We start from the raw sequence: 15,182 nt of genomic DNA on the forward strand, positions 1-15,182 counted from the left end.
GCTTGGAAGAGGCTTGGACCAAAATCACGAAAAAAGACTGAATCGGATCGCTTTTAGCGCAGTTTTGTTCTTTCAGCGCGTACGGTTCAGGTCATCGGCGGCATTTTGCGCGGCATCGCCCATCGCCTGTACCGCTTCGTCCGCCGAGGCCGCTGCCTGTGTAACAGCGTCCGCGCGGCGATCCCGCCGATCATCGTTGGTCAGATAAAAAAAGCCTACAGCCAGCACCAGGGCCAGGGCAACCAGACCCAACACCACGCCACTATTGGGGTGCGGTTGTCGTGGGGGTTTGGGCGGTTCCGGATCGTCCATCACAGCTCTCCTCCTCAAGAGACCGGGACGACGGGGTAAAATATTCGAGCCGTGTTCCCGATCAACTGCCAGAATTGCGGAGTTCGCCACCGCGGCTCAGCCGATCGACGTCGTCCATGATCTCATCGAGCACAGCCGTTTCGGTCGTTTCCTGACTGCGCCGGGAAGGCAGATCGCCATTTTCCAATATCTGTTCCAGAGCGGCGCGCCCGCGCGCGACACGGCTCTTGATCGTTCCGACTGCAACGCCGCAAATCTCGGCCGCCTCTTCATAGGCAAAGCCGCCCGCACCCACCAAGATCAGCGCTTCGCGCTGCGGCTGGGGCAATTGCAACAGAGCGCGCTGCATATCGCTCAGTTCGACATGCTTATCCTGCCCTGCGGGCGCCGCCAAAATCCGGTCGGCCGTCAGATCGTCCCAATCCCCGCGAAAGCGGGACCGGCGCATTTGCGAAAGATAATGGTTCCGCAGAATGATGAAGGTCCAGGCGCGCATGTTCGTCCCTGCCTGGAACCGGGCGCGGGCCGCCCATGCCTTGAGTAGGGTTTCCTGGACAAGGTCATCGGCAACGTCGCGATTGCCCGAAAGAGACCTGCCAAAGGCGCGCAGATGCGGAATAACGGCCGCCAGCTCGCGCTTGAAATCACTATCCGACAATGGAGCGCGCTCTTCCGACGCAACGATTTCTTCATTCACGAGAACGACCCCCTTGCTGGCCGCCACTCCTGTCGTCTGAGCCGACATCGTCAAAGCCATACTGCGCCCATATCCTAACTCTTATGTCCCTTAAGACAAATCCTGATTGCTGATAATCACAGCAACAGCAGAATGATCATGACGATCACGGCGAGGGCGAGCGATGCACCCAGCACGTAACGCACGGTATGCTCGGTAGAACCCCCGCGCGCTTCGTCTGTGGCGACATGCTTTTCCTGATCCACCATGTCTCTCTCCCGATCGTTACGCTTCACTAACGCGAGGTACGGCGGGGAGTTCCGTTGAAGGGCAAACAGATAAGCGGCCTACCCCATCAGGCCGGGGCTGTGGCCTGATCGAAGAACAGCGCCTGCGAAATCGCAGCTTTGACCGTAGAGCGCTGGAAAGGCTTGGTGATAAGGAAAGTCGGCTCGGGCCGTTCACCAGTCAGCAGCCGCTCGGGGAATGCGGTGATGAAGATGACCGGGACCGAGATTTCCGACAGAATATCCTTCACAGCGTCGATGCCGCTCGAATCGTCTGCCAATTGAATGTCGGCAAGCACCAGGCCCGGCCGTTCCGCCATGGCTTCGCGCACGGCATCCTCGCGCGTTACCGCTATGGCCGTGACATCATGACCAAGGTCACGCACGATCGTCTCGATATCCATGGCGATGATCGGCTCATCCTCGATGATCAGCACCTTCGCGCGCGTTTGGGCCTCAATCTCCGCCAGCGCCTCTTCCACCAGCGCCTCGACGTCGGCGGGGTCCATCGCGATCAGATAGGCGACATCATCGACGGTAAACCCTTCAAGCGCCGTCAGCAGCAGCGCCTGCCGCGGCAAGGGGGTCAGCCGTGCCAGACGCGCCTGCGCGATCGCCTCACGATCATCGCCGCCGCCGGTCGGTTCGTCTTCCAGATGGGAGGACGACCAGATGGCATGAAAGGTGCGGTAAAGCCCAAGTCGGGGATCCACGTCGGCGGGGAATTCTTCAGGAGCGGCGACGATCGCTTCGAGGGTAGCGCGCACATAGGCGTCGCCATGCGTCTGGCTGCCCGTCAAAGCGCGGGCGTAGCGCCGCAGAAACGGAAGATGAGGGTGCAGTTTCTGTCCAAGCGACATGTATAGTCTTCTCCCTGCCCGATCAAAGGCATCGTGTATCCCGGCCCATCATGGCGGGAACAAGAAGAATGGAATGTCCATGCCGCATTGGCAAGCCCGCCCCACTTCGTCCCGCCCGAACCGGCAGCGTCAAAAAAACGCCTCGAAGGCCGGAACCATCGAGTTTGCAATTTGTTTCGCTGCCATATGGATTTTTTGACGATATCGTGATTTTCAACCGGACGACGCGGAACGATGAATTGACGATCCGCGCAATTCCCGCAAATACGGGCAGGCTGGCGTGACACAGATTGCTTCAGAGGGGCAGATTTTGGTTTCTTCGACAACGGAAAAGCAGCCGACGAAAACGGGACGTGACCAGGAATCCTCTCTTGCGCAAAAGCGCGGCGGCAGCAGCCGCAAGGAGGAAGGCCAGGTCTCGCAGGCGCTTCGCACCGTCTATCAGCGGGCCGTTGACGAGGACATTCCCGCGGAAATGCTGGATCTTCTAAGCAAGCTGGACTGAGTTCGTCATGAGCGGGGGCAGCCATCCTCCGGCAGCCCAATCGCTGACCGCATCATTTTTCGGCTCGACCGGCGTCAAGATGTTCCTGATCTTGACCCTGGCGCTCCTGCCGCTCGGCCTGATCGCCCTTGTCGCGTCGCTCCAGGCCATTCAAACCGCCGATCTGGAAAAAGAGGCATTGCTCCGCGTGGCCGTGAGCCAGAGTGCGCGGAAACTCACAGCCGATCTGGAATCCGACCGCACGGCGCTGCAACTGACCGTCAACAATCTGTCAACGACCCCATCCGACACCGGCATCTGCGCGCGCCTGCAACTGTTTTTGGCGTCCAATGACCGGGAAGGCGGACGATATGCCGTCTATGATCGCGCTGGCCGACGCCTGTGCGCGTCGGACCCCGCGCAAGTGCCAATCCTCGACCCGGCCGAACGCTTCACTGGTCCCGCGGCGCAATTGCTCGATAAAGCCCCCTATCTCCTGGTGCGCGTCCGCAGCAACAACGGGGCGCTCGTCGGGTTCATCTATTATTCCAGGGCGCATCTTGAACGGGCGGCTGACCCGGCGACCGCGCTTCAGAATCGGCGGCTGACGCTCTACGAAGGGCATCGCCGGCTTGACCTCACACAATCGCAGCCGCCCCTTGCCGCAGGGGATGGCATCACCAGCCTTTCAGCCCCGCTGGAACCGCCCAATATCGTGCTGACGATGACGGTGCGCGATCCGCCAGAAACATTGGCGCGCACCCTGTCTCTCTTCCTCCCGCTGGTCATGTGGTTCGCCGCTGCCGCGATCGGGTGGTTCGTGGTCAACCGCCTGCTCATCCGGCCCCTCGTGCTCTTGCGTCGCGCCGTAGCCGCCTACCATCCCGGCGAAGTGTTGGAGCCGATGCAAAGGGTGCGCACGCCGGCGCGGGAAATCATTGCACTGGGCGAAACCTTCCGCGAAATCAGCGAAGATGTCGCCACGCATGAGGCCGAACTGGCCGAAGGACTGGACACACAGCGCAAACTGACCCGCGAAGTCCATCATCGCGTCAAGAACAACCTACAGATCATCGCCAGCCTCATCAACCTGCATGCCCGCTCCGCCCATGAGCCAGAAGCCGTGGAGGCCTATGCCTCGATCCAGCGGCGCGTCGACGCGCTGTCTGTCGTGCATCGCAATCATTTTGCGGAACTGGAGGAAAATCGCGGCGTCGGCGTGCGCGCGCTGATCAGCGAATTGTCAGCCAGTCTGAGAAGCACGGCACCCGTTGCAGCACGCCGCTTCGGCATTCAGATTGACAGCGACGATCTGCATATCAGCCAGGATGTCGCCGTGCCGATCGCCTTTCTGGTGACCGAACTGGTAGAATTGGCGATGCGGCTCGATCCGGCGGGCCGGATGCGCATATCGGTCAAGGCCCAAGGCGATGATCGGGCGCTGGTGACCGTCCTGTCCTCGGGTCTTCACGATACGCCGGACATGAAGGCCTATATGAACGAACGCTATGGCCGGGTCCTGACCGGCCTGTCACGCCAACTTCGCCAGCCGCTTGATCATGACGGGGACGCCGGCCGGTTCACCATCGCGATCACCATCGTTCCCTGACAGTTACACCCGCTGATAATCGCGCCTGAACTGGGCAGCAAAGGCCGCGAAACGGCCAGCCGCGATGGCTTCGCGGATCCCTTGCATCAATTCCTGATAAAAATGGATATTGTGCTGCGTCATCAGCATGGCGCCCAGCATTTCGCCGGTCTTGACCAGATGATGCAGATAGGCGCGGCTCCAGGTCGCACAGACGGGGCAGCCGCAGCGCGGATCGAGCGGCCCCATATCCTCGTTGAATTTCGCGTTTCGGATATTGAGCGGCCCGCCCCAGGTGAAAGCCTGCCCATTGCGTCCCGATCGCGTGGGCAGGACGCAATCGAACATATCGATGCCCCGCTCGACCGCCCCGACAATGTCGTCCGGCTTGCCGACCCCCATGAGATAGCGCGGTTTATCGACAGGAAGCATATCCGGCGCGAAATCCAGGGTGGCAAACATCGCTTCCTGCCCCTCCCCGACCGCCAGACCGCCGACAGCGTAACCATCGAAGCCGATGTCGACCAGCTTGTCGGCCGAAACCCGTCTCAGCGCCTCATTCAGCGACCCTTGCTGGATGCCGAACAGCGCCGCGCGCTCCGCATGGTCGCCGCCAGCATCAAATTGATCGCGCGACCGCTTGGCCCAGCGCATCGAACGCTCCATCGACTGCGCCGCCTCGTCATGGGTGCATCCATTTTTCGTGCATTCGTCAAAGGCCATAACGATGTCGCTGTCGAGCAGGCGCTGAATGTCCATCGAGCGTTCGGGCGTCAACATGTGCTTCGACCCGTCGATATGGCTGGAAAAAGCGACACCGTCCTCGCTCATCTTGGTAAGCGCCGACAGGCTCATTACCTGATAGCCGCCGCTGTCCGTCAGGATCGGCCGGTCCCACCCCATGAAACCATGCAGGCCGCCCAGTCGCGCCATGCGTTCAGCGCCCGGCCGCAGCATGAGATGATAGGTGTTTCCCAATAGGATGTCGGCGCCGGCCGCGCGGACCTCGGCCGGTCGCATCGCCTTCACCGTGGCGGCAGTGCCGACCGGCATGAAGGCGGGCGTGCGAATGTCGCCGCGCCGCATCTGGATCGTACCGGTGCGGGCCTTGGCATCAGTGGCGGAAATGGAAAAGGAAAATCGGGGCTTCGTCATGCGCGCGCTCTAGGATCGAATGGATCGGCGCACAAGGATAGCGCGGATCACCCGGCCTTGCGGACCCCGTCAAAGAGCAGCATCGCGTCGATGTTGAACCCTTCGACCCGCCGATAGGCACCGACGAAGCGCAGACAGTCGCGCGATAATCGCAAGGGCCAGGAACGGCCCTGCGAATCTTGGAGAGCCAATGTCACACATTGGGAAGGGTCGGACTGTCTCGCCATGCGCAAATGGTAAATGTCAAAGATTAACAAAGCCCTCCTTGCAGACGGCGAAGGGGAGAGCCACCGACTGACGCGACATTTTTGCAACATGTCTTTTAGGACACGAGGATTTTGGGCGGCAAGGAGGCAACACCTGCCAACAAAAATGGTTAAACCTCTATCAATCATGATGCTGCTGACGGCATCATTGCGGCGAACCTGATCCTATCATCATCATAAAAGTGGGGCCGCAAATGATTGATTCGGGACGCTTTGTTGTGACACACAACGAGACAGAAGCCGTGAACGACGATCCGATGGAGGACCACAGCCTCACCGATGCGGCAAATGCCGGTACGGAATGGGGACTTTCGCAGGCATTCAGCCAATCGACCTTATTCGACCTGGGGCAGATCGACGTTCGCTGGGATGAAGACCTGGCCACCTTGTGGGCCTTCATGACGCCGCTCGAAAGGCCCAATTCGAATCTCGGCCTGATGCGTGACACCATGGCCTGGCAAAGGGAAAGCCGTCGCGTCTTCGGCGACAATGGCCCGCTCAAATTCATGGTGCTGGGGTCACGCTTTCCCGGCGTGTTCAATCTGGGCGGCGATCTGGAAATGTTTGCCGAATGCATCCAGCGGCGCGATCGCGAAACGCTGCTGAAATATGGCGTCGCCTGTTGTGAGATCGTCGATCGTATCTGGCATTGCAACGATATGAACATCATCAATATCGGCTTGGCCCAGGGCGACGCACTGGGCGGCGGGCTTGAGGCGCTGCTGTGTTTCGACGTCATCATCGCCGAGCGGCAGGCACGCTTCGGCCTGCCGGAGGTATTGTTCGGCCTCTTCCCCGGCATGGGCGCCTGGTCCATTTTGCAGCGCCGGGTCGGCCCTGTTCTGGCGCGTCAGATGCTGTCGGAAGGTCGCATCTACACCGCTGATGAAATGTTCGACATGGGCATCGTCAATCAGGTTGTGGAAACCGGAGAAGGTGAAGCAGCAACAATCCAGTGGATCCGCGATCATCGGGCGCATCATCCCGGTTATGTCGGCATCAACAAGGCCGCGCGGCGCGTCCATCCTCTGACGCTGACCGAATTGACCGACATCGTGGAAATGTGGACCGAAACCGCTCTGTCCCTGTCGGATCGCGATTTGCGCATGATGCGACGCCTGGCGGCCGCGCAAACGAAGCTGCGCTGATTTGACCCGTCAGGCCCTGCGACGACGTGACTTGATCGCGGGGTCGGGCCGTCCCGTCCCTTGCAGCGGGCCTGCGGCAATCATATCCGCAATCTGGTCGGCCGGAACCGGCCGGCTGAACAGATACCCCTGGACGTTGGTGAAGCCCGCTTCGCGGGCGTGGCCTAACTGGTCGACCGTCTCGATGCCTTCCGCCACTGTATCCATGGACAGGTCCCGCGCCAGACTGCCGATCGCCTTGACGATGGCGCGATCTTCTGCATTGGCGCTGACGCCGGCCATGAAGCTCTGGTCGACCTTGAGCGTATCGAACCGGTAAGATCGCAGATACGCCAGCGACGAATAGCCGGTGCCGAAATCATCCAGTGCCAGCCGCAGCCCGATCCGTTGCAATTCACGCAGGATCGCATTGGTCTGCCCGCTGTCGTCCAGGAAAATGGACTCGGTCACTTCCAGTTCCAGCCGGCGGGCCGAAACGCCGGTCTCCAGCAACGCGGCGATGACATTGCCGGGCAGTTCGGGCGATTTGAGCGATGCCGGCGATATGTTGATCGCCACCCGCACATGCTCGGGCCATTGGGCAGCCACTTCGCATGCCCGGCGCAGCACCCAGCCAGTCATCGCTTCGATCAGGCCCATATTCTCGGCGATCGGTATGAATTCGGAAGGCGGGATCGGCCCCAGCACCGGATGTTCCCAGCGAAGCAGGGCTTCGCAAGCCTCTATATGTCCGCTATTCAGGTCGACGATCGGTTGGAACATAAGGTTGAGCTCTCCGCCCGAAAGCGCCCGGCGCAGGCCGGTTTCAATCTCGTGCAACCGGTTGAAGCGCTCCTTGAGCGACCAGTTGAAACTGGCCGACCGGTTCCTTCCCTGCCCCTTCGCCTCATACAGCGCCAGGTCGGCATGTTGCATCAGCTCGTCCATGTCGCGGCCGTCCTGTGGCCCAACGGCATAGCCGACCGAAGCCGTCACCTGGAGGTGGTTTTCACCGATTTCGAAACCATGGGCGAAATAAGACACGATTTCCTGGGCGATGCCGGCGGCAGTCACCCGATCTGTGTCGGAGCAGATCAGGACGAACTCGTCCCCGCCGAACCGCGCGATCTTGCCACGCCCCTGGACCACTTCGGTCAGGCGTTCGGCCACCGCGCGCAGCAGTTGATCGCCGACCATATGACCCAGCGAGTCATTGATCTCCTTGAACCTGTCCAGATCCATCCACAGGATCGCGACCGCGTCGTTGCGCTTTTCATTCGTCTGGAAAATGTCCCGCAAACGCATCTGCATCGCCATGCGGTTTTCAAGGCCGGTCAGGCTGTCGAAACGCGCCAGCCGTTCGAATTTTTCGGCTAGCAGCGACTTGTCGCGCTTCCCGATCAGCGCCTGAACCACGATCCTGTGCGTCGTGGCGCTGATTTCGGCCAGGCCCAGCACCATCATCACCATCGCGACGGACAGGACGCGATAGCCTGTCGATCCTTCCAGCCACAGCCCCGTCGCGGTCGGCAGCAAAGCGAGGCAGACCTGCCCGATGGCGATTTGCACCCGCCCCGCGTTCCGGCCCGAAATGCCGCCTGCATAGCCCGTGGCCATCGATACGGTCAGCATATGGATGATGCTGTTCCCCGAATTGATGAGCGACACGAACGCCATGAGCCCCAGCAGGCCTGCGTAGACCCAGGCCCCAAGTTCATAAGCCAGTTCCCAGCCGCGCGAAGCGACGGCCGTGCCCCGCACCAACTGCCTATGAAAGAATATGGCGGACACGACCCGCAGGGTGGCGACCAGGCAAAGCATGGCCACGACCGTGTGAATGGCCCCACGATCCGTCATACTGGCGACCACCAAACCGACAGCGACGCCCGTTATCGCACCGATGGTCAGGGAAGCGGGCGACGCGTACAGCGATTCAATCAAGCTGGCATGGACGTCAGCATCCTGCGACCGCTTTCCGACGCGTCGTTCCAACAAAGATTTCAAAACGCGCAAAATGGCGGGTCTCCGATTTGGGTCGCCTTTTCGCAATTTCCCTTTATTTTTTGGTTAATCCGGCATCTGGCCTGGATGATTATTCCTGATCCCGATCAAATTTTCCCGGTCATCCGATCATCATCAGGCTGGCATTCCCCCCCGCCGCGGTGGTGTTGATCGACGTCGACACTTCTTCCAGCAGCCAGTCCAGGCAATAGCCTTGACCATGTTCATCGACATGGACCGGGACAATGGGTCCGGGCATGTCGGCGACGCATTGCGCGGTAGCCGCAATCTTGGCGCTGTCGCCTTCGACCAGCGCCGCCGCGAAGGGACCGCTTTCGTTCGTCGAAAAGCATGCGGCCACGTCCTGCGGGAGGTCGGCGGGCAACGTCATCCCCTGTACCACGCCGTGATTGCCGGTCGCCAAAATCGCCGCCATCTGCCGGAACAGACCCTGCCGCGTAGCCGGGCGCATCAACACGCGGCCGCGCGGATGCAGCGCGTAAAGATTGCGCTCACCCACTGGGCCTGGCAGCGACAATTCGACGCCCAGGGCCGAAGCATCGCCAGTCCGCCGCGCCTGAGCCGCTGCTTCCCCCTCACCCTGTCGGTCCAGCCAGTCGGCAAAGCCATGCAGCGGCGATCGTAGACGCGTTACCCGCTCGGCAAAGACAGGCGGCGTGGTGGTCAGCCGGCCCAGATAGAGCGGGCCACCGGCCTTTGGCCCGGTGCCCGACAAGCCCCGCCCGCCAAAGGGCTGAACCCCGACGATGGCGCCGATGACGTTGCGGTTCACATAGATATTGCCGACCTTTGCCCGGCTTGTGACGCGGGCGATCGTTTCGTCCAGCCGTGTGTGCAGACCGAAGGTCAGGCCATAGCCGGTCGCATTGATCTGATCGACCAGCGCATCCAGCCCTGCCCGCTTGAAGCGCAGCACGTGCAGAACCGGACCGAAGACTTCGCGCTCCAGATCGGCGATGCCGTCGATCTCGATGATCGTTGGCGCGACGAACGTGCCATGCGCGGTTTCAGGCGGCAGGACGCTTTGTTCGACCTCCCGCCCCTTCGCGCGCATCGCGTCGATATGAGCGATAATGCCGTCGCGCGCCTCCGCTGTGATGACCGGCCCGATATCCACGTTCAGCGCATCGGTGCGCCCGATGCGCAATTCGGCCAGCGCGCCCTTCAACATGGTCAGCGTCCGGTCCGCGACATCCTCCTGCAAGCACAAGATGCGCAGCGCCGAACACCGTTGCCCTGCACTGTCGAAGGCAGAGGCTATGACGTCCGCCACCACCTGTTCGGCCAGCGCCGAACTGTCGACGATCATGGCATTCTGGCCGCCCGTTTCAGCGATCAAGGGGATCGGCCGACCGGCGCGCGACAGACGCGGCGCAAGCTGGCGCTGGATCAGGCGGGCGACCTCGGTCGACCCGGTGAACATCACCGCCGCGGTTTCCGGGGCCGCGACCAGCGCCGCGCCGATCCGGCCGTCGCCGGGCAGCAGTTGCAGCGCATCGGCAGGCACGCCCGCGTCATGCAGCAATCGCACCGACTCCGCCGCAATCAGGGGCGTTTCCTCGGCAGGCTTGGCCAGCACCGGATTGCCCGCCATCAGTGCGGCGGCAACCTGACCCGTGAATATTGCCAACGGGAAATTCCACGGGCTGATGCACACGACCGGTCCCAGCGACTGCTGCTGTGTGCCAAAGGTCGCGTGCGCCTGCCGAGCGTAATAGCGCAGAAAATCGATCGCCTCCCGCACTTCGGCAATGGCATTGGGCAGCGACTTGCCCGCTTCCCGCACGATGAGGCCGAGCAGGATCGGCATGCGCGCCTGCATCGCGTCGGCCGCCGCTTCCAGCATGGCGGCGCGATCAGACACCGCGCTATTGGGCCAGCGCGACTCCGCAGCGCGGATCACCGCGGCACGCGCATCTGCTTCAGTCGCATCCGTGACCCGGCCGACCACGTCCCGATGATCGGCCGGATTGAATACGGTCCGCGCTGGCCCCGATGCCTTTTCTGGCGCTGCCGTCCATGCGATTTGCGCGCTTTCCCGCAACGCATCGCCAAGCCGCGCCAATTCGGCCTCGTCGCTCAGGTCCAGTCCGTCGGAATTGCGCCGGTCTGGATACAGATCCGCCGGCAGCGCGATCTGGTCGTGCCGCGCGCCCGGATGGGGCATCGCCTTCACCACCTCCGCCGGGTCGGCAATCAGATCGTCGATTGACACGGCCGGATCGGCGATGCGGTTGACGAAACTGCTGTTTGCGCCATTTTCCAGCAAGCGCCGCACCAGATAGGCCAGCAATGTCTCATGCGTGCCGACCGGGGCGTAAATGCGGCAGGGGCGGTTCAGCTTCTCTGCCCCGACCACCTGCTCATAAAGCGGCTCTCCCATGCCGTGCAGGCATTGAAACTCATAATCGCCAACCGAAAAGTCCGGTCCGGCCAGATGATAGATGCTGCTTAGCGTCTGGGCATTATGCGTCGCAAATTGCGGAAACACCACGTCGCGCGCCGCCACCAGCTTGCGGGCACAGGCGATATAGGCGACGTCGGTATGAACCTTGCGCGTATAGACGGGGAAGTCGGGCAGGCCGTCAACCTGCGCCCGCTTGATTTCCGCATCCCAATAGGCGCCCTTGACCAACCGCACCATGATGCGCCGGTCGCTACGCCGCGCCAGGTCGATGATCCAGTCGATCACGAAGGGGCAGCGCTTGCCATAGCCCTGCACCACAAAGCCAAGGCCATTCCAGCCGGCAAGATCGGGATCGCCCGCCAGGCTTTCGAGCAGGTCGAGCGACAATTCCAGCCGGTCGGCTTCTTCCGCATCGATATTGAAACCGATGTCATACCGCTTGGACAGCAGCGCCAATTGCTTCACCGCCGGCAGCAATTCGCCCATCACCCGGTCCGCCTGGGCACGGACATAGCGCGGATGCAGCGCCGACAATTTGATCGAAATGCCCGGCCCGGAATAAATGCCGCGTCCGGCCGAAGCCTTGCCAATGGCGTGGATCGCCCGTTCATAATCGGCAAAATAGCGCCTGGCGTCGGCGGCCGTGGTCGCGGCTTCGCCCAGCATATCATAGCTGTAGGCGAAGCCCTTGGCCTCCATCTCCTTCGCGCGCTTCAGCGCCTGCTGGATCGTCTCGCCCGTTACGAATTGTTCGCCCATCATCCGCATGGCCAGATCAACCCCGCGCCGGATCACGGGTTCGCCCGCACGCGCGACCAGCCGCGTCAGCGCTGCGCCCAGTCCCCGATCGTCAACACTGCCGACCAACTTGCCAGTGACCACCAGCCCCCATGTCGCGGCATTGACGAACAGCGATTTTTCACCACCCAGATGCGCGCCCCAATCACCGTCTGCGATCTTGTCGCGGATCAACGCGTCGCGCGTCGCCGTATCGGGAATACGCAGCAATGCCTCGGCAAGGCACATCAGCGCCACGCCCTCTTGGCTGGACAGCGCATATTCCTGCACCAGGCCCTCGACACCGCTCCCCTTGCGATTGGCGCGCAATGCGGTGACGAGCTTGCAGGTCGTATCGGCAATCGCATCGCGCATGGCATCGGGCACCGTCGCGGCCGCGATCAATGGCTCCAGCGCCTCCGCCTCGTCGCGCCGATAGGCAGCGGTGATCGCCTGTCGCAACGGCGTAGGCTGGCGGATGGCGGGGGCGAACTGGGCGAAGGGCTTATCGGTCATGACACCATCATATTCCTGGAATGAACATCATTCCGACTTATGAAATGCCGACTTTTAGGGGAATGGACTTATTCAATTGGCCGTTCTAGGCAATATGGATGGCCAACCTGCCCCAAACAGTCGATCTGGATGAATTTGATCGTCGAATCATCGCCGCGCTGGTGGAAGACGGCCGCATGACGGTTACGGACCTGGCCGATGCGGTTGGTCTGTCGAAAACACCGTGTCAGGTCAGGCTGAAGCGGCTCCAGCAAGCCGGCGTCATACGCGGCTTTCGCGCGATCATCGACCCCGCAAAGCTTGGCCTCGACCACATCGCCTTCACCGAAGTCAAATTATCGGATACGCGCGAAGCGGCCCTTTGCGAATTCAACGCCGCTGTCCGCCGTATCGCGGAGGTGGAGGAATGCCACATGCTGGCCAGCAATTTCGATTATCTGCTCAAGGTGCGGACGGCCGATATCCGCCGCTATCGCATCGTGCTGGGCGAAAAGATCAGCGCCCTGCCCCATGTCGCCAGCACATCCACCTTCGTGGCGATGGAAACCGTGATGGAGGCCGGGCATCGCCGGACGAAAAGCGGCCGGTAAGGCGCAATCGCTTTGCAATATGCCATGCAAAGGTCGCAGACCCGAACGTCAATAGCCCGCTTCCACCGCGATCCGGATGGCGTCGGCGGATGTCGAAACACCCAGCCCCTTCTGCAAAGCCGCCTTGTGCATCTTCACCTTCCGTTCCGACAGGCCCAGCGTAAAGGCGATCTGCTTGTTCAATTGACCGGCCGCCATCTGCACAAGCACTTGGTGCTGGCGCCGCGTCAACGCCGCGACGCGGTCGCGCGCCATCATCTGACGGGTCGGCCCCAGCGCCGGATCAGTCACTTCCATCAGAGAGCCCAGGAAATATTTGAGCGTCCCGGAATCATCGAAAATGGGGGCAATCAGAACCGCATTGCGAAAAGGCGCGCCGCCTTTCTTGTAATTCAAAATCTCGACCAGGATCGGTCGCCGGTCGCTGATCGCCGCGCGAATTTGACCCGTAAGTTCCGGTTCGGTGCCCGCGCCACGCATGAAGCGGCAATTGCGGCCTATCACCTCTTCACGCCTATAGCCCGTCAACGCCAGAAAGGCGGAATTGCACTCGATCACGGGCGTATCGGCGGTGGACGGATCGCAAATCAACGCCGCGATCGGGCTTGCCGCGATCAAGTCGGACAGGGGCGTCCTATGCGCTATCAGTTCCGTTCCCGTCATGACGACACCGACATAAAGCAAACACGGGCCCCATTTCAACTGAACTCCGTCGGCCGCGCGGAGCGCCTTGGAGGTCGCTGGACGGCCGCGCGGAAAGTCCATTTCGGACCATCATCAATATTCCCGGACTGCAATTTCCTAATACTCTTCACGGACCAGATGCGTCGTCGAAAACATCGACAGGCACACCGGCCCCAGTGGGAGATATATGATGGCGATCCTTAATCTCGACCCTCTGAACAGCGATCAGACGATCAACAGTGACAATGCGGACGACACCAATACTGTCAATATTGTGGCGCTTGGCACGCATACTCTGACCGTGGACGGGGTCAGTGCGACCGTTTCCGGGCTGGCGGGGGTCCAGGCGGCCTCTTCGCCGACCTTTTCGGCGGTGAATGACGGCAATCTCACGATCGATTATGGCGCGCTGGGCGCCAATACCCTGTCTGGCGTCACTTATAATGTCGGCGACACATCAAACATATCGGTCCAGGGGCCGTCGGTTCTGGGGCTCAACCTTGGCGCTCAGACCATTAATTTCTCCGGCAATGGCGCCGGGTCCTTCACCTATGACAAGGGGCTGATCGACAGCGTCTCTTCCTTCGACGTGAACGGCTTCGACTGGGGGGACAGTGTTGGCGTCGATGGGTATGAATTTGACAGTTTCGACTATGATTCCGTTTCGGGCAGCGCGACGCTCGTGCTGACGAACGGCGCATTGATCGGCGAACAGACTGTCACCTTCAATATGACCGGCGTCGATCCTGAACTGGCGGCGGCAATCCTCGCCGATCCGGCGAGCTTCGTGGACAGCACCGGCCAGTTCGTGGCTCCGGTCTGCTTCCTGCGCGGAACGAAGATTGACACCGATCAGGGGGAGATCGCGGTGGAGGACATCAAGGCCGGCGATCGCGTCCTTTGCCGCGGCGGCCTGCGCACAGTGCGCTGGGTAGGCCACCGCCATGATTGGGTCGATCGCATCCCGCAGGCGCATCTTGACGATATGTGGCCCATCCTGATCGAAGCCAATGCCATCAGCGACGCCGTGCCCAGCAGGGATATCCGTGTTTCGCCATGGCATCATCTTTATGTCGATGGTCTGCTGGTTCGGGCAAAGGATCTGGTCAATGGCGCCACCATCCGCCCGGACAAGAGCCTCAAGCGCATATCCTATCATCACATTGAATTGGACCAGTTCGATGTGATCCGCGCGCATGGCATCTATTCGGAAAGCTATACCGATGGCGGCAATCGGGACTTTTTCCACAATGCGTCCGTCACCCGTATGACCGCGCAGCCACAGCCCCGGCGGGATGGCAGCCGCCCGGGATTCCATGCGGTGCGCGACGCCAGGACCATAAGCGCGATGCAGAAGCGCCTCGCCGACCGGGCATCGCTTATCGCCGCCCAAGCCAAACAGGCGCGCCGCGTCGCCTGACCCCGAGTGCC

13 protein-coding genes are annotated in these 15,182 nt (G+C 61.4%); 5 read left to right on the forward strand and 8 right to left on the reverse strand.

Annotated features, from left to right (window positions below; genetic code table 11):
• Positions 1–72 precede the first annotated feature (72 nt).
• The 4 genes from LL253_RS09825 to LL253_RS09835 all read right to left on the reverse strand — a co-directional run bounded on the left by LL253_RS09825 (position 73) and on the right by LL253_RS09835 (position 2,135).
• Complete coding sequence (locus tag LL253_RS09825; protein ID WP_009821997.1) at positions 73–312, reverse strand: hypothetical protein; 240 nt, start codon at positions 310–312, stop codon at positions 73–75.
• 61 nt (positions 313–373) lie between these two features.
• On the reverse strand, positions 374–1,069 hold the full coding sequence (locus LL253_RS09830; RefSeq protein ID WP_009821998.1) for a sigma-70 family RNA polymerase sigma factor: 696 nt from the start codon (positions 1,067–1,069) through the stop codon (positions 374–376).
• 56 nt (positions 1,070–1,125) lie between these two features.
• On the reverse strand, positions 1,126–1,257 hold the full coding sequence (locus tag LL253_RS19780; RefSeq protein ID WP_009821999.1) for a hypothetical protein: 132 nt from the start codon (positions 1,255–1,257) through the stop codon (positions 1,126–1,128).
• 86 nt (positions 1,258–1,343) lie between these two features.
• Positions 1,344–2,135 (reverse strand): response regulator, encoded by a 792-nt coding sequence (locus tag LL253_RS09835; protein WP_009822000.1) that lies wholly within the window; start codon positions 2,133–2,135, stop codon positions 1,344–1,346.
• Between the two features lie 280 nt (positions 2,136–2,415).
• On the opposite strand from LL253_RS09835, the gene LL253_RS09840 reads away from it, so the two are divergent.
• Both LL253_RS09840 and LL253_RS09845 read left to right on the forward strand, forming a co-directional pair.
• Complete coding sequence (locus tag LL253_RS09840) at positions 2,416–2,640, forward strand: NepR family anti-sigma factor (RefSeq protein ID WP_228227069.1); 225 nt, start codon at positions 2,416–2,418, stop codon at positions 2,638–2,640.
• Positions 2,641–2,647: 7 nt separating this feature from the next.
• Positions 2,648–4,228, forward strand: coding sequence for a sensor histidine kinase (locus LL253_RS09845; RefSeq protein WP_009822003.1), 1,581 nt, complete (start codon positions 2,648–2,650; stop codon positions 4,226–4,228).
• 3 nt (positions 4,229–4,231) lie between these two features.
• Here the strand turns inward: LL253_RS09845 and tgt are convergent, their stop codons facing one another.
• Positions 4,232–5,362 carry a tRNA guanosine(34) transglycosylase Tgt gene (tgt, locus tag LL253_RS09850; protein WP_228227070.1) on the reverse strand — a complete coding sequence of 377 codons (1,131 nt, stop codon included), beginning with the start codon at positions 5,360–5,362 and terminating at the stop codon, positions 4,232–4,234.
• Positions 5,363–5,822: 460 nt separating this feature from the next.
• Between tgt and LL253_RS09855 the strand changes: the two genes are divergently transcribed.
• A complete protein-coding gene (locus LL253_RS09855; protein ID WP_228222159.1) occupies positions 5,823–6,776 on the forward strand; it encodes a crotonase/enoyl-CoA hydratase family protein in 954 nt (317 codons plus the stop codon).
• Between the two features lie 9 nt (positions 6,777–6,785).
• Here the strand turns inward: LL253_RS09855 and LL253_RS09860 are convergent, their stop codons facing one another.
• Together LL253_RS09860 and putA are read right to left on the reverse strand one after the other, a co-directional pair.
• Positions 6,786–8,576, reverse strand: coding sequence for a putative bifunctional diguanylate cyclase/phosphodiesterase (locus LL253_RS09860; RefSeq protein WP_228227144.1), 1,791 nt, complete (start codon positions 8,574–8,576; stop codon positions 6,786–6,788).
• A 301-nt stretch (positions 8,577–8,877) separates the two neighbouring features.
• A complete protein-coding gene (gene putA, locus LL253_RS09865) occupies positions 8,878–12,477 on the reverse strand; it encodes a trifunctional transcriptional regulator/proline dehydrogenase/L-glutamate gamma-semialdehyde dehydrogenase (RefSeq protein WP_228227071.1) in 3,600 nt (1,199 codons plus the stop codon).
• Positions 12,478–12,575: 98 nt separating this feature from the next.
• Here putA and LL253_RS09870 point away from each other — a divergent pair, with 98 nt between their 5' ends.
• Complete coding sequence (locus LL253_RS09870) at positions 12,576–13,067, forward strand: Lrp/AsnC family transcriptional regulator (RefSeq protein ID WP_228227072.1); 492 nt, start codon at positions 12,576–12,578, stop codon at positions 13,065–13,067.
• A gap of 48 nt (positions 13,068–13,115) precedes the next feature.
• Here the strand turns inward: LL253_RS09870 and LL253_RS09875 are convergent, their stop codons facing one another.
• The gene (locus tag LL253_RS09875) at positions 13,116–13,730 is read right to left on the reverse strand and encodes a PAS domain-containing protein (RefSeq protein WP_228227073.1); all 615 of its coding nucleotides are present in this window, start codon (positions 13,728–13,730) and stop codon (positions 13,116–13,118) included.
• Between the two features lie 208 nt (positions 13,731–13,938).
• Between LL253_RS09875 and LL253_RS09880 the strand changes: the two genes are divergently transcribed.
• Positions 13,939–15,171 carry a Hint domain-containing protein gene (locus LL253_RS09880; protein WP_228227074.1) on the forward strand — a complete coding sequence of 411 codons (1,233 nt, stop codon included), beginning with the start codon at positions 13,939–13,941 and terminating at the stop codon, positions 15,169–15,171.
• Positions 15,172–15,182 lie beyond the last annotated feature (11 nt).

The sequence above is a fragment of the Sphingobium soli genome (assembly GCF_020782245.1).
Classification (GTDB): Bacteria; Pseudomonadota; Alphaproteobacteria; order Sphingomonadales; family Sphingomonadaceae; genus Sphingobium; species Sphingobium soli.